Annotated in this window: 16 protein-coding genes; 10 read left to right on the top strand and 6 right to left on the bottom strand. The window is 67.6% G+C overall.

Features of this window, described 5'->3' with window-relative positions; all coding sequences use genetic code 11:
* The first annotated feature begins 40 nt into the window (after window positions 1-40).
* From adhP to B9P64_RS00225, 5 genes are all read left to right on the top strand, one after another.
* Complete coding sequence (adhP, locus tag B9P64_RS00245; RefSeq protein WP_085314274.1) at window positions 41-1,069, top strand: alcohol dehydrogenase AdhP; 1,029 nt, start codon at window positions 41-43, stop codon at window positions 1,067-1,069.
* A 111-nt stretch (window positions 1,070-1,180) separates the two neighbouring features.
* The gene (locus B9P64_RS00240; RefSeq protein WP_085314273.1) at window positions 1,181-1,948 is read left to right on the top strand and encodes an MlaE family ABC transporter permease; all 768 of its coding nucleotides are present in this window, start codon (window positions 1,181-1,183) and stop codon (window positions 1,946-1,948) included.
* Between the two features lie 2 nt (window positions 1,949-1,950).
* On the top strand, window positions 1,951-2,751 hold the full coding sequence (locus tag B9P64_RS00235) for an ABC transporter ATP-binding protein (RefSeq protein ID WP_085314272.1): 801 nt from the start codon (window positions 1,951-1,953) through the stop codon (window positions 2,749-2,751).
* Window positions 2,748-3,719 (top strand): MlaD family protein, encoded by a 972-nt coding sequence (locus B9P64_RS00230; RefSeq protein ID WP_085314271.1) that lies wholly within the window; start codon window positions 2,748-2,750, stop codon window positions 3,717-3,719. The genes B9P64_RS00235 and B9P64_RS00230 overlap by 4 nt, the downstream gene beginning before the upstream one ends.
* Window positions 3,716-4,327, top strand: a complete 612-nt coding sequence (locus B9P64_RS00225; protein ID WP_085314270.1) for a PqiC family protein — start codon at window positions 3,716-3,718, stop codon at window positions 4,325-4,327. The genes B9P64_RS00230 and B9P64_RS00225 overlap by 4 nt, the downstream gene beginning before the upstream one ends.
* 4 nt (window positions 4,328-4,331) lie before the next feature.
* Here B9P64_RS00225 and mog read toward each other — a convergent pair whose 3' ends face one another.
* Together mog and yjgA are read right to left on the bottom strand one after the other, a co-directional pair.
* A complete protein-coding gene (mog, locus tag B9P64_RS00220; RefSeq protein ID WP_085314269.1) occupies window positions 4,332-4,946 on the bottom strand; it encodes a molybdopterin adenylyltransferase in 615 nt (204 codons plus the stop codon).
* Window positions 4,943-5,539 (bottom strand): ribosome biogenesis factor YjgA, encoded by a 597-nt coding sequence (gene yjgA / locus B9P64_RS00215; protein ID WP_085314268.1) that lies wholly within the window; start codon window positions 5,537-5,539, stop codon window positions 4,943-4,945. Before yjgA ends, mog begins: the two co-directional genes overlap by 4 nt.
* A gap of 162 nt (window positions 5,540-5,701) precedes the next feature.
* Between yjgA and pmbA the strand changes: the two genes are divergently transcribed.
* Window positions 5,702-7,051 carry a metalloprotease PmbA gene (gene pmbA / locus B9P64_RS00210; RefSeq protein WP_085314267.1) on the top strand — a complete coding sequence of 450 codons (1,350 nt, stop codon included), beginning with the start codon at window positions 5,702-5,704 and terminating at the stop codon, window positions 7,049-7,051.
* Window positions 7,052-7,058: 7 nt separating this feature from the next.
* Here pmbA and B9P64_RS00205 read toward each other — a convergent pair whose 3' ends face one another.
* Window positions 7,059-8,378, bottom strand: a complete 1,320-nt coding sequence (locus B9P64_RS00205; protein ID WP_085314266.1) for a protein kinase domain-containing protein — start codon at window positions 8,376-8,378, stop codon at window positions 7,059-7,061.
* Window positions 8,379-8,425: 47 nt separating this feature from the next.
* Window positions 8,426-9,823 carry an argininosuccinate lyase gene (argH, locus tag B9P64_RS00200; RefSeq protein WP_085314265.1) on the bottom strand — a complete coding sequence of 466 codons (1,398 nt, stop codon included), beginning with the start codon at window positions 9,821-9,823 and terminating at the stop codon, window positions 8,426-8,428.
* A gap of 385 nt (window positions 9,824-10,208) precedes the next feature.
* On the opposite strand from argH, the gene B9P64_RS00195 reads away from it, so the two are divergent.
* Window positions 10,209-11,186 (top strand): sensor histidine kinase, encoded by a 978-nt coding sequence (locus tag B9P64_RS00195; protein WP_176256662.1) that lies wholly within the window; start codon window positions 10,209-10,211, stop codon window positions 11,184-11,186.
* Window positions 11,183-12,013, top strand: a complete 831-nt coding sequence (locus B9P64_RS00190) for a LytR/AlgR family response regulator transcription factor (protein ID WP_139826058.1) — start codon at window positions 11,183-11,185, stop codon at window positions 12,011-12,013. Before B9P64_RS00195 ends, B9P64_RS00190 begins: the two co-directional genes overlap by 4 nt.
* Window positions 12,014-12,088: 75 nt before the next feature.
* Here B9P64_RS00190 and tal read toward each other — a convergent pair whose 3' ends face one another.
* Window positions 12,089-13,021 (bottom strand): transaldolase, encoded by a 933-nt coding sequence (tal, locus tag B9P64_RS00185; RefSeq protein WP_085314263.1) that lies wholly within the window; start codon window positions 13,019-13,021, stop codon window positions 12,089-12,091.
* An 88-nt stretch (window positions 13,022-13,109) separates the two neighbouring features.
* On the bottom strand, window positions 13,110-13,421 hold the full coding sequence (locus B9P64_RS00180; RefSeq protein WP_085314262.1) for a hypothetical protein: 312 nt from the start codon (window positions 13,419-13,421) through the stop codon (window positions 13,110-13,112).
* A gap of 305 nt (window positions 13,422-13,726) precedes the next feature.
* Between B9P64_RS00180 and carA the strand changes: the two genes are divergently transcribed.
* Together carA and carB are read left to right on the top strand one after the other, a co-directional pair.
* Entirely contained in the window at window positions 13,727-14,911 is a 1,185-nt protein-coding gene (gene carA / locus B9P64_RS00175; RefSeq protein WP_407919673.1) for a glutamine-hydrolyzing carbamoyl-phosphate synthase small subunit, read from the top strand.
* Window positions 14,904-18,188 carry a carbamoyl-phosphate synthase large subunit gene (gene carB, locus B9P64_RS00170; protein ID WP_085314261.1) on the top strand — a complete coding sequence of 1,095 codons (3,285 nt, stop codon included), beginning with the start codon at window positions 14,904-14,906 and terminating at the stop codon, window positions 18,186-18,188. The genes carA and carB overlap by 8 nt, the downstream gene beginning before the upstream one ends.
* Window positions 18,189-18,284: the final 96 nt, after the last annotated feature.

The following is an 18,284-nucleotide window of genomic DNA, read 5'->3' as shown; positions in this document are numbered from 1 at the left end:
GAGTCTGGCTCCTGGTTGCACAGCCATCAGGAGGCAAGCCATGAGCAAGTTCATGAAGGCCGCGGTCGTCCGCGCATTCGGTCAGCCGCTGGTCATCGACGAAGTGCCGGTGCCCGAGGTCGGCCCGGGCCAGATCCTCGTGAAGATCGCCGCCAGCGGTGTCTGCCATACCGATCTGCATGCCGCCGACGGCGACTGGCCGGTCAAGCCCAATCCGCCGTTCATCCCGGGCCATGAAGGCGTGGGCTGGGTCGCGGCGGTGGGCGCGGGCGTGACGCATGTGAAGGAGGGCGACCGCGTCGGCGTGCCCTGGCTCTACAGCGCCTGCGGCCATTGCGAGCATTGCCTGGCCGGCTGGGAAACCCTGTGCGGTGAGCAGAAGAACACCGGCTACTCGGTCAACGGCGGCTATGCCGACTTCGTGCTGGCCGATCCGGATTTCGTCGGCAAGCTGCCCGACAGGCTCGGCTTCGTCGAGGTGGCGCCGGTGCTCTGCGCTGGCGTCACGGTCTACAAGGGCCTCAAGGTGACCGAGGCCAAGCCCGGGCAGTGGGTCGCCATCTCGGGCATTGGCGGGCTCGGGCACATGGCGGTGCAGTACGCGCGCGCGATGGGCCTGCGCGTCGCGGCCATCGACATCGACGACAGCAAGCTGGCGCTGGCGCGCGAGCACGGCGCCGAGCTGACGGTGAACGCGCTGCGCGAAGACCCGGGCGCGACCATCCGCGCGGCGATCGGCGGCGCGCATGGCGTGCTCGTCACGGCGGTATCGCGCACGGCCTTTGCGCAGGCCATCGGCGCGGTGCGACGCGGCGGCACCGTGTCGCTGGTGGGGCTGCCGCCGGGCGATTTTCCGCTGTCGATCTTCGACATGGTGCTCAACGGCATCACGGTGCGCGGCTCGATCGTCGGCACCCGGCTCGACCTGCAGGAGGCGCTCGACTTCGCGGCCCAGGGCAAGGTGCATTGCACCTCGACCACCGACCGGCTCGACAACATCAACACCATCTTCGACCACATGCGCGCCGGCACGATCAACGGCCGCGTGGTGCTCGACATGACTGCCTGAGCGCGGACGCCGGCCCGGCGGAACCGTCGGGCCGCGCGCAGATGTGACGAGTCGTCGGCGCGGCGGCGGCGCGCTAGCATCGGCGCCTTCTTCCTCCAACAAGCTCCGCCCATGCTGACGGCCCTCCGGTCTGCCGCCGCAAGCAAGCTGGCGTTCTTCGGCGGACTGGTGCTTGCCATCGGTCCGCTGCTGCGCGGCCGGCCGATCTTTCGCGGCAAGGACTTCGCCCGCGTACTGGCCGATTGCAGCGCGCGCGCGCTCGGCATCGTCAGCCTGGTCAATGTGCTGGTCGGCGCCATCCTCGCCTTCGTCGGCGCGGTGCAACTGGTCAAGTTCGGCGCCGGCATCTTCGTGGCCGATCTGGTCGCCATCGCCAGCTCGCGCGAGATGGCCGCCGTCATCACCGCCGTGGTGCTCAGCGGCCGCACCGGCGCCGCCTTTGCCGCCGAGCTGGCCACGATGCAGGCCAACGAGGAGATCGACGCGCTCGAAGTGCTCGGCCTGCCGGCGCTGGATTACCTGGTGCTGCCGCGCGTGCTGGCGCTGGTGGTCATGACGCCGCTGCTCTACCTCTACGGTTGCGTGACGAGCCTGTTCGGCGGCTTTGTCGTCGGCGCGGGCATGTTGCGGCTCACGCCGTCGGCCTACTTCGACCGCACTTTCGAGGCGCTCGACTTCAGCTTCTTCGGGCTCGGGCTGGCCAAGTCGCTGACCTTCGGCGGGCTGATCGCGCTGACCGCCTGCTACAGCGGCCTCAATTCGGCGCGCAACGCGGCCGGCGTGGGCGATGCGACGACCGGCGCGGTGGTGTCGGGCATCGTCGGCGTCATCGCGCTCGACGCGGCGTTTGCCGTGGCCGCCAACGCGATGGGCATCTGACGATGGCGCTCGTCTCGGTCCGCAATCTCGAGATGCGCTTCGGCGAGCGGCTGATCCAGCGCGACATCAGCTTCGACGTGGAACCCGGCCGCATCTTCGTGGTGATGGGCGGCAGCGGCTGCGGCAAGAGCACGCTGCTCAAGCACATGATCGGGCTCATCGAGCCGGCCGCAGGCAGCGTGAGCTATGACGGCCGCGACTACTGGCAGGCCGACGGCGCCGGCCGCATGCAGCTGCGCGAGAACTTCGGCGTGCTGTTCCAGGGCGCGGCGCTGTGGTCGTCGATGACGCTGCTCGAGAACGTCTGCGTGCCGCTCGAACGCAAGGGCCGGCTCGACCGCGCGGCGCGCGAGGAAAAGGCGCGCGAGCTGCTCGATCTCGTCGGGCTCGGGCGCTTCGCCGACTTCTTTCCGGCCGACATCAGCGGCGGCATGAAGAAGCGCGCCGGTCTGGCGCGCGCCATTGCCGGCGAGCCGCGCCTGCTGTTCCTCGACGAGCCCTCGGCAGGCCTCGATCCGATCAGCTCGAAGCGGCTCGACGATCTCATCCTCGAGCTGCGCGACCGCACCGGCGCGGCCGTCGTCATGGTCACGCATGAGCTGCCGAGCATCTTCGCCATCGCAGACGACGGCATTTTTCTGGATGCCGACAGCAAGCATCCGATCGCCCACGGCAATCCGCGCACGCTGCGCGACCGCTGCCAGCATCCGACGGTGCGCGCGTTTCTGCGCCGCGAGGCGCTGGCCGATGCCGAGGCGTCCGAGGCGCGGATCGCGCCGCCCAACCGCAAGGATTCCGCATGAAACGCAATGCCCTGATGGTCGGCGTGTTCGTGGTCGTCGCCTTCGTGCTCGCCGGGCTCGGCGCGGTGCTGCTCGGCGGCACCGCGCTGTTCGAGAAATCGGCGCGCGCCGTCACCTATGTGGACGGCACCGTGAGCGGCCTGTATGTCGGCGCGCCGGTCACCTTTCGCGGCGTGAAGATCGGCCAGGTCGAGGACATCGGCATCGAGGTGAATGCCGCCACGCTCGATGCGCGCATTCCGGTCGTGCTGCGCATCTCGCCGCGCGCCATCCGCATCGGCAACGAGATGCGCAAGCCCCGGCTCGACATTCCCGAACTGGTGCAGCGCGGCCTGCGCGCCAAGCTGATGCTGCAAAGCTTCGTCACCGGCCAGGCCGCGATCGATCTCGACTTCCGCACCGACACCCAGCCCACGCTGCTCGGCAGCGCCGACGACGATCCGCCCGAGATTCCGATGATCAAGGACCGCTTCAGCGCCCTGATCGACCAGCTCGCCGACGTGCCGGTGCGCGACACCATCCAGCAGCTGCGCAGCACCATGCAGGCGCTGGAACTGACGATGAACGGCGCGCGCGATCTCATGGCCGTCAGTGCCGGCGAGGTCGGCAAGACCGGCGCCGAGCTGCGCCGCACGCTGGCCCAGGCCAACGGCGCGCTCAAGTCGGTGCAGGACAGCGCCAATGTCACGATGGGCAGCATCCGACAGCTGGCCGACAGCACGCGCGGCACGCTGGGCCAGGCCCAGCCCGAGCTGCAACGCACGCTGGTGGCCACGCGCGAGGCCTCGCAGGCGGCGCAGGCCGCGATGCTGCGGCTGTCCGATCTGGTGGCGCCGGGCGCCCAGGGCCGCGACGACCTCGAAAGCGCGCTGCGCGATCTGGCACAGTCGGCGCGCAGCCTGCGCGCGCTTTCCGAAACCCTCGATCAGCAGCCGAACGCCATCCTGTTCGGCAGGGAGGCGCAATGACGCGCGTGAATCTGAAGTGCTTGCCGACGCTGCTCGCGCTCGGTCTGCTGCTGGCCGGCTGCGCGGCCAAGGCGCCGGCGCTGCATCTGGTGACGCTGCCCGCCGCGCCGACGAGCACCAGCGCGCAGGCGCCCGACGGCCTCGCGCTGACGGTGCGGCGCGTGGCGCTGCCCGAGTACCTGCAATCGCGCGAGCTGAGGTTTCGCGATGGCGCGGCCGGCATCGTGAGCTGGCCGGGCGGCGTCTGGGCCGAGCGCGTGGAAGTGGGCGCGACGCGCGAGCTGGCGGTGGCGCTGCGGCGCACGCTGCCGTCGGCGCTGATCTGCGAGAGCGGTTGCGCCGAGGCGGCCGCGCTGCGCCGCGTGCTGGCGGTGGATGTGGTCAAGCTCGACATCGACCGCGCCGCGCGCCGGCTGGATGGCGAGGTGCGCTGGACGCTGATCGATCCGCGCTCGGTGCAGGCGCTGCCGCCGCACGGCGTGGTGACGCGCGGCGTGACGCTCGACGACGACAGCCCCGAGGGCGCGGCGCGGGCGCTGAGCGCGCTGCTCGGCGCCACGGCCGATGAAGCGGCGACCGCGATTGCAGCGACAGGCTTGCAGCGCTAGTGCCTCAGCGCGTGCGCACCGCCGTCTTGGGCCGGAAGGCCTTGCTCACCGCCGGATCGGTCTCGATCCAGGGCCCGCCGATCAGGTCGATGCAGTAGGGCACGGCGGCGAACACGCCGTCCACCGTCACCGAGCCGTCGGCGGCGCGCAGCCCGGCCAGCGTCTCGCGGATCGACTTGGGCTGGCCCGGCAGATTGATGACCAGCGCCGCGTGATCCGGCGTCTCGCGGATCACCGCCACCTGGCGCGACAGGATGGCGGTCGGCACGAATTTCAGGCTCACCTGGCGCATCTGCTCGCCGAAGCCGGGCAGCTGCTTGGTGCCGATGGCCAGCGTCGCCTCGGGCGTCACATCGCGCCGCGACGGGCCGGTGCCGCCGGTGGTCAGCACCAGATCGCAGCGCTCGGCGTCGACCAGCTCGATCAGCGTCGCCTCGATGCCGGCGCGCTCATCCGGGATCAGCCGCTCGACCCACTCGACCGGATTCTTCAGCGCCAGGCCGAGCCATTCGCGCAGCGCCGGCAGGCCGGCGTCGGCATAGGTGCCGGCGCTCGCGCGGTCGGAGATCGACACGAGGCCGATGCGCAGCGCTTGCAAGGGCAGGTCGGCGGCGCTCATGAGCGGTCCTCGTCGTCGGCGTTTTCGTCGGAGGCGGGCGGCTGAGCTGCGGCGTCGATGCGTTCGGCCTCGCCGAGCGCCGCCGCCTTCAGGCGCTGGAACAGCTCGCGGAAGGCCTTCGGCGGCCGGTTGTCGGCCTTCTCGCGGCGCGCCTGCCGGATCAGATTGCGCAGATCCTGCAAGCCGTCGATGCCGTACTCGGCGGTCCACACATCGAGCGTCCTGTCGTCCTCGATGAGCTTTTCGCGCCAGCGCTCCAGGCTGTGCATCAGCTTCACCTCGTCGCGCGATTGCTGCGTGACCGCGAGGTAGCCGCGCTTCATGCGCTCGACCGTCGGCTCGTCGAGCGCGCGCATCAGCTTGCCCAGGTACTGGCGCTGGCGCCGCAGCCCGCCGTGGGCGGTGATGCGCTGGGTGTCGCGGATGGCGACCGCCAGCGGCTCGGGCAGATCGATGCGCGCGAGCTGGTCGCGGCCCAGTTCCACCAGCTGCTCGGCGAACGCTTGCAGCGCTTCGCTGTCGCGCTTGAGCTGGCTGCGCGAAGGACCGTCGTACTCGTCGTCGGCGCCGGTTTCTTCCACATGCGATTTCATGCGAGACCTCGCCCAAAACCCGTGGGTAAATATGAATATTGATGGTTCATGACGTGCCTGTATGCGTTGCGCGGCGGAAATTTCCCTGTCACGCGCTTGCTATGATAGCCGCCGCTAAAAGCGACTCCCTCCCGCGCGCGTGCGCTCCTCCTGCCGACCGCCATGTCCAACCACTTCAGCTATCCGATCGACCATCTGCGTGAACTCGCCGAGAACGTGCTCCACATCGCCCGGGCGCGCGGCGCCACAGAATGCGCGGTGGAGGTCAGCGAGGGCAGCGGCCTGTCGGTGAATGTGCGCCGCGGCAAGGTCGAGACCATCGAGCAGAACCAGGACAAGGGCGTGGGCCTGACCTGCTATCTGGGCAAGAAGAAGGGCCACGCCAGCACGTCGGACTTCTCGCTCAAGGCGCTCGAAGACACGGTGCAGGCGGCGCTCGACATCGCGCGCTTCACCTCGCCCGACGAATTCTCCGGCCTGCCCGAGGACGAGTTCTTCGAGCGCCAGCCGCTCGATCTCAAGCTCTACAAGCCCTGGGACATCTCGGCCGACGATGCCATCGCCTTCGCCAAGCGCGCCGAGGACGCGGCCTTCGCGGTCGATCCGGCGATCCGCAACAGCGACGGCGCCAGCGTGTCGGTGCAGCACGCGCAGTTCATCTCGGCCAATTCGCGCGGCTTCATGGGCGGCTATCCGCATTCGCGCCACTACCTCACGGTCGCGCCGATCGCACGCGTGGGCCGCGAGATGGAGCGCGACGACTGGTACACCGCCAGCCGCGATCCCAAGAAGCTGGCGCTGCCCGAAGTGGTCGGCGAGTACGCCGCGCGGCGCGCGCTGTCGCGCATCGGCGCCCGCAAGATCAGCACGCGCAAATGCCCGGTGCTGTTCGAGGCGCCGCTGGCCGGCGGGCTGCTCGGCAGCTTCGTGCAGGCGATCTCGGGCGGCGCGCTCTACCGCCGCACCACCTTCCTGGCCGATTCGCTCGGCGCCCAGGTGTTCCCGTCGCACATCAACCTGTCGGAAGACCCGCACATCAAGGGCGCGATGGGCAGCGCCCCGTTCGACGAGGAAGGCGTGCGCACCCAGCGCCGCGACGTGGTCCGCGACGGCATCGTGCAGGGCTATTTCCTGTCGACCTACTCGGCGCGCAAGCTCGGCATGCGCACCACCGGCAATGCGGGCGGCTCGCACAACCTGGTGCTCAGCTCCACCCACACCAAACGCGGGGACGACTTCGAGCAGATGCTGCGCAAGCTCGGCACCGGCCTGCTCGTCACCGACCTGATGGGCCAGGGCGTCAACTACGTGACCGGCGACTACTCGCGCGGCGCGGCCGGCCACTGGGTCGAAAACGGCAAGATCGTGCATCCGGTCGGCGAGATCACCATCGCCGGCAATCTGCGCCAGATGTTCGAGAACATCGTGGCCATCGGTGCCGACCGCATCTCGCGCGGCACCAAGACCACCGGCTCGATCCTGATCGGCGAAATGGTCATCGCCGGCAGCTGACGCCGGTTCAACCCGGGGTGGTGAGCCGCTGGTTCGCCACCTGCAAGCGTTCGGCCAGCAGGCTGAGGAAGGCGCGGTTGAAGCGCAGCTGGCAGCCTTCGCTCGCGGCGGCCAGCGCAGTCGGCGACACGCGGATCAGCGTGCAGGGCATCACCGTGACCACGTCGGCGCTGCGTTGCGCGGCCGGATGGCTCGCATCCTCGGCATGGTCGAGGCCGGCCAGATAGCCCATCTCGCCAATGCATTCGCCGGGGCCCAGCGCGGTCAGCAGCTTGCCGTGCTTGGTCACGCGCACCTGACCTTCGGCCAGGATGAAGAAGTCGGTACCCATGTCGCCCTCGGCATACAGGCGCTGGGCATGGCCGCGCCGCTGCCAGTCGGCAAAGCGCACCACTTCCCACAGCTGGGCCTCGTCGAAGCGGTCGAAGAAACGCAGGCTCTTGAGCAGGCTGAAGCGCTCGGTGTCGGCCACTTCGCGCGCGCGAATGGAACGCGGCTCGGCGCGCGCGGCGCGCGCCAGATCGGCGGCGAAGGCGTCCCAGCTCGGGTAGCGCTGGCTGCGGTCCTTGGCCATCGCCTTCACCGCGATGGCCTCGATGTGCTCGGCCACGCCGGGCCGCAGCTCCGACGGCGCGGGCGGCGTGGAATGCAGCACCTGATAAATCATGGCCGCGTTGTTCTGCGCCTCGAACGGCAGGCGGCCGGTGAGCAGCTGGTACATCACCACGCCGAGCGAATAGATGTCGGTCTGGTGCGACAGCGCGCCTTCGGAAATCTGCTCGGGCGACATGTAGGCCGGCGAGCCGATGCCTTCGACCAGCGTCGAGTCCTCGGCCAGATTCATGGCGGTGCCGAAGTCGGTGAGCTTCACGTCGCGCACCTCGTCGTTGTCGGAATTGACGAGGATGTTGGCCGGCTTGACGTCGCGGTGGGTGATGCCGATGCGGTGGGCGAACTCAAGCGCGCGCGCGCACTTGAACATGATTTCCACCACCTTCTCCTGCGGCAGCAGGCGCTCGGGCCGGCAGAACTGCTCCAGCGTGCCGCCCGGCACGTACTCGCTCACGATGTAGCGCAGGTCGCCCTCGTCCACCGCGTCGAGGATCATGGCGATGTGCGGGTGATGCAGCTTGCCCGCCAGATGCGCCTCGACCGCGAACAGCTTGCGATACACATGCGAATAGCGCTCGTCGCGCAGGGTCTCGGACTTGGCCACCTTCACGGCGACCAGCCGCTCGGTGAACGGATCGCGGCACAGCCAGACGTTGCTCGAACTCCCCTCGCCGATGCGACGGATGAGTTCGTACTTGCCGATGCGTTGATCCATTGAAGAAGACATGACGATGAGGCGCGCGACCTGGTTTGCAGTGGGGCTCAGCCGCCCAGACGGGCGCGCGCGGCGGCAATCTGCGCGCGAACCTGGTTGGGGGCAGTGCCGCCCACGTGATCGCGCGCGGCGACCGAGCCTTCGAGCGTGAGCACGGCCTTGGCGTCGTCGCCCACGAGCGCGCTGAAGGCACGCAGCTCTTCCACGCTCAGATCCGACAGGTCGCAGCCGCGATCCACGCATGCCTTGACGGCCCTCGCCACGGCTTCATGAGCGTCGCGGAAGGGAAGGCCGCGTTTCACCAGGTAATCCGCCAGATCGGTCGCGGTGGCAAAGCCCTGCAGCGCGGCGGCGCGCATTGCGTCGGGCTTGACGCGAATGCCGGCGGCCATGTCGGCAAAGATCGTGAGCGTGTCGACCAGCGTGTCGGCGGTGTCGAACAGCGGCTCCTTGTCTTCCTGGTTGTCCTTGTTGTAGGCGAGCGGCTGGCCCTTCATGAGCACGACCAGACCCATCAGATGGCCGACCACGCGGCCGGTCTTGCCGCGCGCCAGCTCGGGCACGTCGGGGTTCTTCTTCTGCGGCATGATCGACGAGCCGGTGCAGAAGCGGTCGGCCAGATCGATGAAGCCCACGCGCGGGCTCATCCAGATGACGAGTTCTTCCGACAGCCGCGAGATGTGCACCATCACCAGCGCGGCGGCGGCGCTGAATTCGATCGCGAAGTCGCGGTCGCTGACGGCGTCGAGCGAATTGCGCGCCACGGCGTCGAAGCCGAGCGTCGCGGCAACGCGCTCGCGGTCGATCGGGAAGCTGGTGCCGGCCAGCGCGGCGGCGCCGAGCGGCAGCCGGTTGACGCGCTTGCGCACGTCGAGCAGGCGTTCCGCATCGCGCGCAAACATTTCCACATAGGCCAGCAGGTGATGACCGAACACCACCGGCTGCGCCACTTGCAGATGGGTGAAGCCCGGCAGGATGGTGTCGGCGTTTTGCTCGGCCACTTCGACGAGGGCCAGTTGCAGCTTGCCGAGCAGGCCGACGATGCGGTCGATCTCGTCGCGCAGCCACAGGCGGATGTCGGTCGCGACCTGATCGTTGCGCGAGCGGCCGGTGTGCAGGCGCTTGCCCGCATCGCCTGCCAGCGCAGTCAGCCGCGCTTCGATATTGAGATGAACGTCCTCGAGAGCCAGTTGCCACTCGAATTGGCCCGACTCGATCTCGGCAACAATCGTATCCATTCCACTGCGGATGGCAGCCAGATCGGCGGCGCTGAGGATGCCGACGTGATTCAGCATCTCGGCATGCGCAAGCGAGCCCTGAATGTCGTGGCGCCAGAGGCGGCGGTCAAAATTCACGGAAGCGGTGTAACGCTGCACGAGTTCGGACACCGGTTCGTCGAAGCGGCCTGACCATGCTTCGTGCTTCTTGTAAAGCTGCTCTGTCATAATCTTTGAATACAAAAAAGGCTGTTGCGGCCATGCCAGATGAGTTCGACGGGGTTGTCCCCGTAGAGCCGGCGCTGCAGATGTCTGACGATCGGCGCGGCCAATCCGGTTGTCGGCGCCGAACAAGCGTGGCGAAGGCGCCGCGTGGCTGCCGCCGATCGGCAGCCGGCCCGGGCCGCATGCATGCTTTGGCGCGTTGACGCGGGCGTGCTGCATGTCGGGCCGCGATTATAGGTCGCAGCCTCAGGCGGGTTTGTCCCGATCCCATCGTGCATTTCCACCACGCGAGTTCATGCGCGCAGGACCCACAAAACCAGAAGCCGACGCCCTCGAGGTCTGCGCCCAGGCGCCCACGCCCGCTCCCGACTATTGCAACTTCGGGACCGTGCTGCGGGTGCTCGGGCTGGCCAATCTCGGATTGCTCGTCGCCGCACTGATGCGGGCCCAGAACGCCGGCGGCTTCGCGCTGGCGGTGCTGGAGCAGGGCGCGATGGTCGAGCCGCTCACGCTGGTCTGCATCACCACCATGTGCTCGCTGCGGCTGCGGCTGAACGGTTTTCGCTCGCGCGTGCGCTCGCTGATCGCGGGTGCCATCGGCGCTGGCTGGGCGCTGCTGCTCACCCTTGCGATGGGCGCCTTCATGCCGCCCGAGGCCTTGCCCGGAGTGTCGACGCTGCTGATGCGCATCTCCGGCTTTGGCCTGGCGGCGGTGATGATTGCCTGGACCATCGAGCTGCGCGCACGCGCGGTCTCGCCGGCGCTGGCCGATGCGCGCTTGCAGGCTCTGCAGGCGCGCATCCGGCCGCACTTCCTGTTCAACAGCCTCAATGCCGCGATGTCGCTGGTGCGCATCGATCCGCCGCTGGCAGAGCGCGTGCTTGGCGATCTGGCCGAGCTGTTTCGCGCCAGCATGGGCGATGCCCGCGCGCTGCTGCCGCTCGCCGACGAGGTGCGGCTGGCCCAGCAGTACGTCGACATCGAGCAGGTCCGCATCGGCGACCGGCTCACCGTCGAATGGGATTTGGCAAGAATGCCGGGTGATTACCCGGTTCCGGCTTTGCTGCTTCAACCTTTGCTTGAAAACGCCGTACACCACGGCATCGAGCCCGCCGAGCAACCCGGCCAGGTGCGCGTGCGCATCACCGGGGTCGGACGCGAACTGATCATCGTCGTCGAGAACACCTACGATCCCGTGATCCGTCGCCGACCCGGCAACCGGCTGGCGCTCGCCAACATCCGCGAACGGCTTTCGCTGCTGTACGACCTTGAGGCGCGCCTGCGCATCGGGGGCGACGGCAAGCTGTGGCGGGTGTCGATCACCTTGCCATTCAACCCGGAGGACGGGGACCAGGACCGAACATGAGACCACTGCGCTTATTGCTTGTAGACGACGAACCGCTGGCGCGGTCGCGGCTGCGCATCCTGCTCGAAGACCTGCGATCGCAAATCGAGACCCGCATCGTCGGCGAGGCCGCCAACGGCCGCGAAGCCATCACGCAAATCGAGGAGCTGCTGCCCGACGTGGTGCTGCTCGACGTGCAGATGCCCGGCATGAACGGGGTCGAGGTGGCGCGGCATGCGATGCACATCCGGCCGATGCCGGGCCGTCATGCGCCGCAGATCGTCTTCGTGACGGCCTTCGACGATTACGCCGTGCAGGCCTTCGACGTGCAGGCCATCGACTATCTGCTCAAACCGGTGCGCTCGACGCGCCTGTTCGATGCGCTCGACCGCGCCCGCAAGCGCTGCGAGGAACGCGAGGCGGCGCTGCGCGTGTCCGATCCGGCGTTCAGCGAGGAGGCGCTCGAACGCGCCGCCGCCGTGGCCGGGCTGTCGCGCCGCCACATCGCCGTGACCGAGCGCGGCAAGCTCACGCTGGTGCCGGTGCTCGACATCCTCTATTTCCGCGCCGAAATGAAGTACACGACGATCCGCACCCGCGACGCCGAGTACCTCACCGAGGAATCGCTGACCGCGCTCGAAGAGGAGTTCGGCGAGTACTTCGTGCGCGTGCATCGCTCGGCGCTGGTGGCGCGCAATGCCATCGCCGGCTGCCAGCGCGCCAGCCGCGAGGGCGCTGAATCCGAGGCGGGCGATCAGGGCTGGCAGATCCAGCTGCGCGGCCTCGACGAGACGCTGCCGGTCAGCCGCCGGCAATGGCCCAACGTCAAGACGCTGCTGCGCGCCTGACGCCGTTTCGGCGCGCATGAAAAAGCCGCCCGCCGCGCAATGCGCGAGCGGGCGGCTTTTTTGCTGGTGCGGCGTTCAGTCGAGCAGGGCAGCGATCACGGCTTCGAGCTTGATGGCGTCGGCGCCGAAAGTGCGGATGCCTTCGGCGAGCTTCTCGGTCGCCATCGCGTCCTCGTTCATGAGCCAGCGGAAGCGCTTCTCGTCGAGATCGATGCGCGGGATTGCGGCCGGCGTGCCCACGCCAAGCTTGCGCTCGACCGGCTGATCGGTCTGGCGCAGCGCTTCGAGCAGGTCGGGGCTGATCGTGAGCAGGTCGCAGCCGGCCAGCGCCAGCACTTCGCCCACCGAGCGGAAGCTCGCGCCCATCACTTCGGTGGCGATGCCGTGTGCCTTGTAGTACGCATGGATGCCGCGCACCGACAGCACGCCCGGATCGGCTTCGGGCTCGAAGGTCTTGCCGTCGCGCTTCACATACCAGTCGTAGATGCGGCCGACGAAGGGCGAGATGAGCTGGGCGCCGGCATCGGCGCAGGCCACGGCCTGGGCCAGCGAGAACAGCAGCGTCATGTTGCAGCGCGTGCCCTCGGCCTGAAGCACGCGCGCCGCCTGGATGCCTTCCCAGGTCGACGCGATCTTGATGAGCACGCGCTCGCGAGGAATGCCGGCGGCGTCGTAGCGCGCGACGATCTCGCGCGCCTTGGCGACGGTGGCATCGGCATCGAAGGACAGCCGCGCATCGACTTCGGTCGACACGCGCCCCGGGATGACGGCGAGGATTTCGCGCCCGAAGGCCACGAGCACGTCGTCGATCAGCTCGCTCGCCGACTTGCCGGCGCCGTCGCGCACGACCTGTTCGAGCACATGCCGGTATTCGGGCTTCTGCGCCGCCTTGAGCACCAGCGACGGATTGGTCGTCGCATCCTGCGGCGCGTACTGCGCCAGAAGCTGGAAGTCGCCGGTGTCGGCAACCACGGTGGTGAACTGCTTGAGTTGGTCGAGGCTGTTCATGGCGACAAGGGATTGCGGTGCGCCGACGGCACACATCGCAATCGATGGTAGCGGAAGGCAATGACGCTTCCGCCGCCCGCCGCGCGAGCTAGATCACGCGCAGCGAATCGACCGTCATGCTCTTGAACGCCTTGCTGAATTCGCCATTCTCGTAGGCCTCGTTGCGGCCCAGATGGCCCTGGTCGCGCAGCCGCTGGAGCGTGCGCGACAGGCCACGCGCCTTGTGCTCGAACTCTTCGGCGACATCGTTCTGGCCGGCCAGCCGCGCCTCGGCGGCGCGGCCAAGCGCGATGCGATGCAGATAGCGGGTCTCGACATACTCGCGGGTGCACCAGGTTTCGCCCCGCCCGTCGTCCCAGACAAACTTCGTATCGTGGATCATCGGGTTGAAGGTATTCATATTCCATTCCTGTGCGGACCGCCGGTGAATGGCCTAGGTGGGCATCACCGAATGTCCTAGTGTGCTGCATCACATGCATGGCCTTGCGTTGAAAAGCGGGGCAAGGTTGATACATTCCACAGTGATATACTCATGCGGTTTACCCATCCCCGCCTCCTGTAGCGCCAATCCCCCCAAATCCTCCGCACAGCCTCGGCTCGCGCCGTCGCAGCGCCCCAAGCACGGGCGCACGACACGCCTGCAAGAAGCCGGGCGGTGATCGCACGGCGCTCGGTGGCAGACACTCTTTCGGAGCCGCCCTCTTGCTGCCGTTGTCTTCTTTCGGTCCCTTTGCGGGAGCCGGCAAGCATGCGCCGTCCGCAGCCATTCTCGCGCTAGCGGACGGCACCGTGTTCAAAGGCATTTCCATCGGCGCCGCCGGCCATACGGTCGGCGAAGTCGTTTTCAATACCGCCATCACGGGCTACCAGGAAATCCTGACCGACCCGTCGTACTGCCGACAGATCGTCACGCTCACCTATCCGCATATCGGCAATGTCGGGTGCAATCTTCAGGACGAAGAGGCGCCCGGCGTGCAGGCCGCGGGTCTGGTGGTGCGCGATCTCGCCGCAGTCGCCTCCAACTTCCGCAGCACCGAGTCGCTGAGCGCCTATCTCGAGCGCAACGGCACGGTCGCCATCGCGGGCATCGACACGCGCAAGCTCACCCGCATCCTGCGCGACAAGGGCGCCCAGCCCGGCGCCATCCTGGTCGGTGACGACGCTGAACAGGCCGTCGCGCTGGCGCGCTCGTTCGCGGGCATGGCCGGGCTCGATCTGGCCAAGGTGGTCAGCACGCGCGAAGCCTACGAGTGGACCGAAGGCGAATGGCTGCTCAACGATGGCAGCGGCAAGCCCGGCTTTGGCCGCAGCGACAGCCGCTTTCACGTGGTGGCCTACGACTTCGGCGTGAAGCGCAACATCCTGCGCATGCTGGCCGCGCGTGGCGCCCGCGTCACCGTGGTGCCGGCGCAGACGCCCGCGAGCGAGGTCGTCAGGCTCAAGCCCGACGGCGTGTTCCTGAGCAACGGCCCGGGCGATCCCGAGCCCTGCGACTACGCCATCGCCGCCGCGCGCGAACTCATCGAGCTCGGCTATCCCACCTTCGGCATCTGCCTCGGCCACCAGATCATGGGTCTGGCGTCGGGCGCGACCACGCTGAAGATGAAGTTCGGCCATCACGGCGCGAACCATCCGGTGCAGGACCTCGAAACCGGCATGGTGCTCATCACCTCGCAGAACCACGGCTTCGCGGTCGATCCAGCCACGCTGCCCGACAACTGCAAGGTCACGCACACGAGCCTGTTCGACGGCTCGCTGCAAGGCTTTCGCCGCACCGACAAGCCGGCGTTCTGCTTCCAGGGTCACCCCGAGGCGAGCCCCGGTCCGCACGACATCGCCTACCTGTTCGACCGTTTCACCACGCTGATGGCGGAGAAGAAACATGCCTAAGCGCAGCGACATCAAGAGCGTTCTCATCATCGGCGCCGGCCCGATCATCATCGGCCAGGCCTGCGAATTCGATTACTCGGGCGCCCAGGCCTGCAAGGCGCTGAAGGCTGAGGGCTACAAGGTCATCCTCGTCAACAGCAATCCGGCGACGATCATGACCGACCCGGAAACGGCCGACGTCACCTACATCGAGCCGATCACCTGGCAGGTGGTGGAAAAGATCATCGAGAAGGAGCGCCCCGACGCGATCCTGCCGACGATGGGCGGCCAGACCGCGCTCAACTGCGCGCTCGACCTGTGGCACAACGGCGTGCTCGACAAGTACAAGGTCGAGCTGATCGGCGCCAAGCCCGAAGCCATCGACAAGGCCGAGGACCGCAGCAAGTTCAAGGCGGCGATGACCAAGATCGGCCTCGAATCGGCGCGCTCGGGCATTGCGCACTCGATGGAGGAAGCCTGGGAAGTGCAGCGCCGCATCGGCCTCGAAGTGGGCACCAGCGGCTTCCCGGCGATCATCCGGCCGAGCTTCACGCTGGGTGGCACGGGCGGCGGCATCGCCTACAACGCCGAGGAATTCGAGACCATCTGCAAGCGCGGTCTCGAAGCCTCGCCGACGAAGGAACTGCTGATCGAGGAATCGCTGATCGGCTGGAAGGAATACGAGATGGAAGTCGTCCGCGACCGCGCGGACAACTGCATCATCGTGTGCTCGATCGAGAACCTCGATCCGATGGGCGTGCATACCGGTGACTCGATCACCGTGGCGCCAGCCCAGACGCTGACCGACCGCGAATATCAGCTGATGCGCAACGCGAGCATCGCGATCCTGCGCGAGATCGGCGTCGATACCGGCGGCTCGAACGTGCAGTTCTCGGTCAATCCCGCCAACGGCCGGATCATCGTCATCGAGATGAATCCGCGCGTGTCACGGTCGTCGGCGCTGGCGTCCAAGGCCACGGGTTTCCCGATCGCCAAGATCGCGGCCAAGCTGGCCATCGGCTACACGCTCGACGAGCTGCGCAACGAGATCACCGGTGGCGCGACGCCGGCAAGCTTCGAGCCGACCATCGATTACGTGGTCACCAAGATTCCGCGCTTCGCGTTCGAGAAGTTCCCGACCGCCGACGCGCATCTGACCACGCAGATGAAGTCGGTCGGTGAAGTGATGGCCATCGGCCGCACCTTCCAGGAGTCGTTCCAGAAGGCGCTGCGCGGGCTTGAAGTCGGCGTCGACGGGCTGAACCAGAAGACGACCGACCGCGAAGTGATCGAGGAAGAGCTCGGCGAGCCGGGCCCGGAACGCATCTGGTACGTGGGCGATGCCTTTGCCCAGGGCTTCACGCTCGACGAGGTGCACAACCTCACCCACATCGATCCGTGGTTCCTGGTCCAGATCAAGGAGATCGTGGACATCGAGCTGGAGATCGAGAAGCGCACGCTGGCCGACATCGACCGCGACGTGCTCTGGCAGCTCAAGCGCAAGGGCTTCTCCGACCGGCGCCTGGCCTATCTGCTCGATGTGAGCGAGGCCGAGATCCGCAAGCTGCGCCATGGCTTCGGCATTCGCCCGGTGTTCAAGCGCGTCGATACCTGCGCGGCCGAGTTTTCGACGACGACGGCCTATCTGTACTCGACCTACGAGGAAGAGTGCGAAGCCGAGCCGACTGGCGCCAAGAAGATCATGGTGCTGGGCGGCGGTCCCAACCGCATCGGCCAGGGCATCGAGTTCGACTACTGCTGCGTGCATGCGGCGCTGGCACTGCACGAGGACGGGTACGAGACCATCATGGTCAACTGCAACCCGGAAACCGTCTCGACCGACTACGACACGAGCGACCGGCTCTACTTCGAGCCGCTGACGCTCGAAGACGTGCTCGAAATCGTCGAGAAGGAAAAGCCGGCCGGCGTGATCGTGCAGTACGGTGGCCAGACGCCGCTCAAGCTGGCCAAGGCGCTCGAAGCCAACGGCGTGCCGATCATCGGCACCTCGCCCGAGAGCATCGACATCGCCGAAGACCGCGAGCGCTTCCAGAAGCTGCTGGTCAAGCTGCAACTGCGCCAGCCGCCCAATCGCACCGCGCGCACCGAAGCCGATGCGCTCGCGCTGGCCAACGAGATCGGCTATCCGCTGGTCGTTCGCCCGAGCTATGTGCTCGGCGGCCGCGCGATGGAAATCGTCCACGAGCAGCGCGATCTCGAGCGCTACATGCGCGAGGCAGTGAAGGTGAGCAACGACTCGCCGGTGCTGCTCGACCGTTTCCTCAACGACGCGATCGAAGTCGATGTGGATTGCATCGCCGACGGTCAGCGCGTGTTCATCGGCGGCGTGATGGAGCACATCGAGCAGGCCGGCGTGCATTCGGGCGATTCGGCCTGCTGCCTGCCGCCCTACTCGCTGAGCGAGGCGACCATCGCCGAGCTCAAGCGCCAGACCGTGCAGATGGCCAAGGCGCTCAACGTCATCGGCCTGATGAACGTGCAGTTCGCGATCCAGCAGGTGCCGGACGAAGCCGGCGTGGTGCAGGACGTGGTCTATGTGCTCGAAGTGAATCCGCGCGCCTCGCGTACCGTGCCCTACGTGAGCAAGGCCACCGGCCTGCCGCTTGCCAAGATCGCGGCGCGCGCGATGGCCGGCCAGACGCTCGATGCCCAGGGCCCGGCCTATCTGCACAACCTTCAGGTCGAGATCACGCCGCCCTACTTCTCGGTCAAGGAAGCGGTGTTCCCGTTCGTCAAGTTCCCGGGCGTGGACACGATCCTCGGCCCCGAGATGAAGTCGACCGGCGAGGTGATGGGCGTGGGCCGCAGCTTCGGTGAAGCCTTCGTCAAGTCGCAGATCGCGGCCAGCACCAAGCTGCCCGATGTCGCCAAGGGCGGCACGGTGTTCCTGAGCGTCAAGCATCAGGACCGCGCCAAGTGCTATGCGGTCGCCAAGGGTCTGGCCGATCTCGGCTTCAAGCTGGCGGCGACCAAGGGCACGGCGGGCTATCTGAATGAGCGCGGCCTGAGCGTCGCGCCGGTCAACAAGGTTGCCGAGGGCCGCCCGCATGTGGTGGACATGATCAAGAACAACGAGATGGTGCTGATCGTGAACACGGTCGAGGAAAAGCGCTCGGCGATCGCCGATTCGCGCTCGATCCGCACCACCGCGCTGCAAGCCCGCGTGACCGTCTTCACGACGATCGCCGGCGCGGCGGCCGCGGTGGAAGGCATGCGCTTCATGAACCAGCTCGAGGTCTATCCGCTGCAGGATCTGCACGCCGGTCTGGCCGCCTGAGACGGCGCGACCGGCGGGTCTTTCCGCTATCATCGGTCGCGCTGAAAACACATTGCCCCGGGCTCCACCCGGGGCGATTTTTTTGTGCCGACGAAT

The sequence above is a fragment of the Derxia lacustris genome (assembly GCF_002105195.1).
Classification (GTDB): Bacteria; Pseudomonadota; Gammaproteobacteria; order Burkholderiales; family Burkholderiaceae_E; genus Derxia; species Derxia lacustris.
The sequence above is the reverse complement of the archived record's forward strand: the minus strand, read 5'-3'. Positions and strand labels throughout refer to the sequence as shown.

What these genes read in the sequence shown, in the direction of transcription:
- adhP (WP_085314274.1), top strand. Translation starts at nt 41, where the DNA reads ATGAGCAAGTTCATGAAGGCCGCGGTCGTCCGCGCATTCGGTCAGCCG.
- B9P64_RS00240 (WP_085314273.1), top strand. Translation starts at nt 1,181, where the DNA reads ATGCTGACGGCCCTCCGGTCTGCCGCCGCAAGCAAGCTGGCGTTCTTC.
- B9P64_RS00235 (WP_085314272.1), top strand. Translation starts at nt 1,951, where the DNA reads ATGGCGCTCGTCTCGGTCCGCAATCTCGAGATGCGCTTCGGCGAGCGG.
- B9P64_RS00230 (WP_085314271.1), top strand. Translation starts at nt 2,748, where the DNA reads ATGAAACGCAATGCCCTGATGGTCGGCGTGTTCGTGGTCGTCGCCTTC.
- B9P64_RS00225 (WP_085314270.1), top strand. Translation starts at nt 3,716, where the DNA reads ATGACGCGCGTGAATCTGAAGTGCTTGCCGACGCTGCTCGCGCTCGGT.
- mog (WP_085314269.1), bottom strand. Translation starts at nt 4,946, where the DNA reads ATGAGCGCCGCCGACCTGCCCTTGCAAGCGCTGCGCATCGGCCTCGTG.
- yjgA (WP_085314268.1), bottom strand. Translation starts at nt 5,539, where the DNA reads ATGAAATCGCATGTGGAAGAAACCGGCGCCGACGACGAGTACGACGGT.
- pmbA (WP_085314267.1), top strand. Translation starts at nt 5,702, where the DNA reads ATGTCCAACCACTTCAGCTATCCGATCGACCATCTGCGTGAACTCGCC.
- B9P64_RS00205 (WP_085314266.1), bottom strand. Translation starts at nt 8,378, where the DNA reads ATGGATCAACGCATCGGCAAGTACGAACTCATCCGTCGCATCGGCGAG.
- argH (WP_085314265.1), bottom strand. Translation starts at nt 9,823, where the DNA reads ATGACAGAGCAGCTTTACAAGAAGCACGAAGCATGGTCAGGCCGCTTC.
- B9P64_RS00190 (WP_139826058.1), top strand. Translation starts at nt 11,183, where the DNA reads ATGAGACCACTGCGCTTATTGCTTGTAGACGACGAACCGCTGGCGCGG.
- tal (WP_085314263.1), bottom strand. Translation starts at nt 13,021, where the DNA reads ATGAACAGCCTCGACCAACTCAAGCAGTTCACCACCGTGGTTGCCGAC.
- B9P64_RS00180 (WP_085314262.1), bottom strand. Translation starts at nt 13,421, where the DNA reads ATGAATACCTTCAACCCGATGATCCACGATACGAAGTTTGTCTGGGAC.
- carB (WP_085314261.1), top strand. Translation starts at nt 14,904, where the DNA reads ATGCCTAAGCGCAGCGACATCAAGAGCGTTCTCATCATCGGCGCCGGC.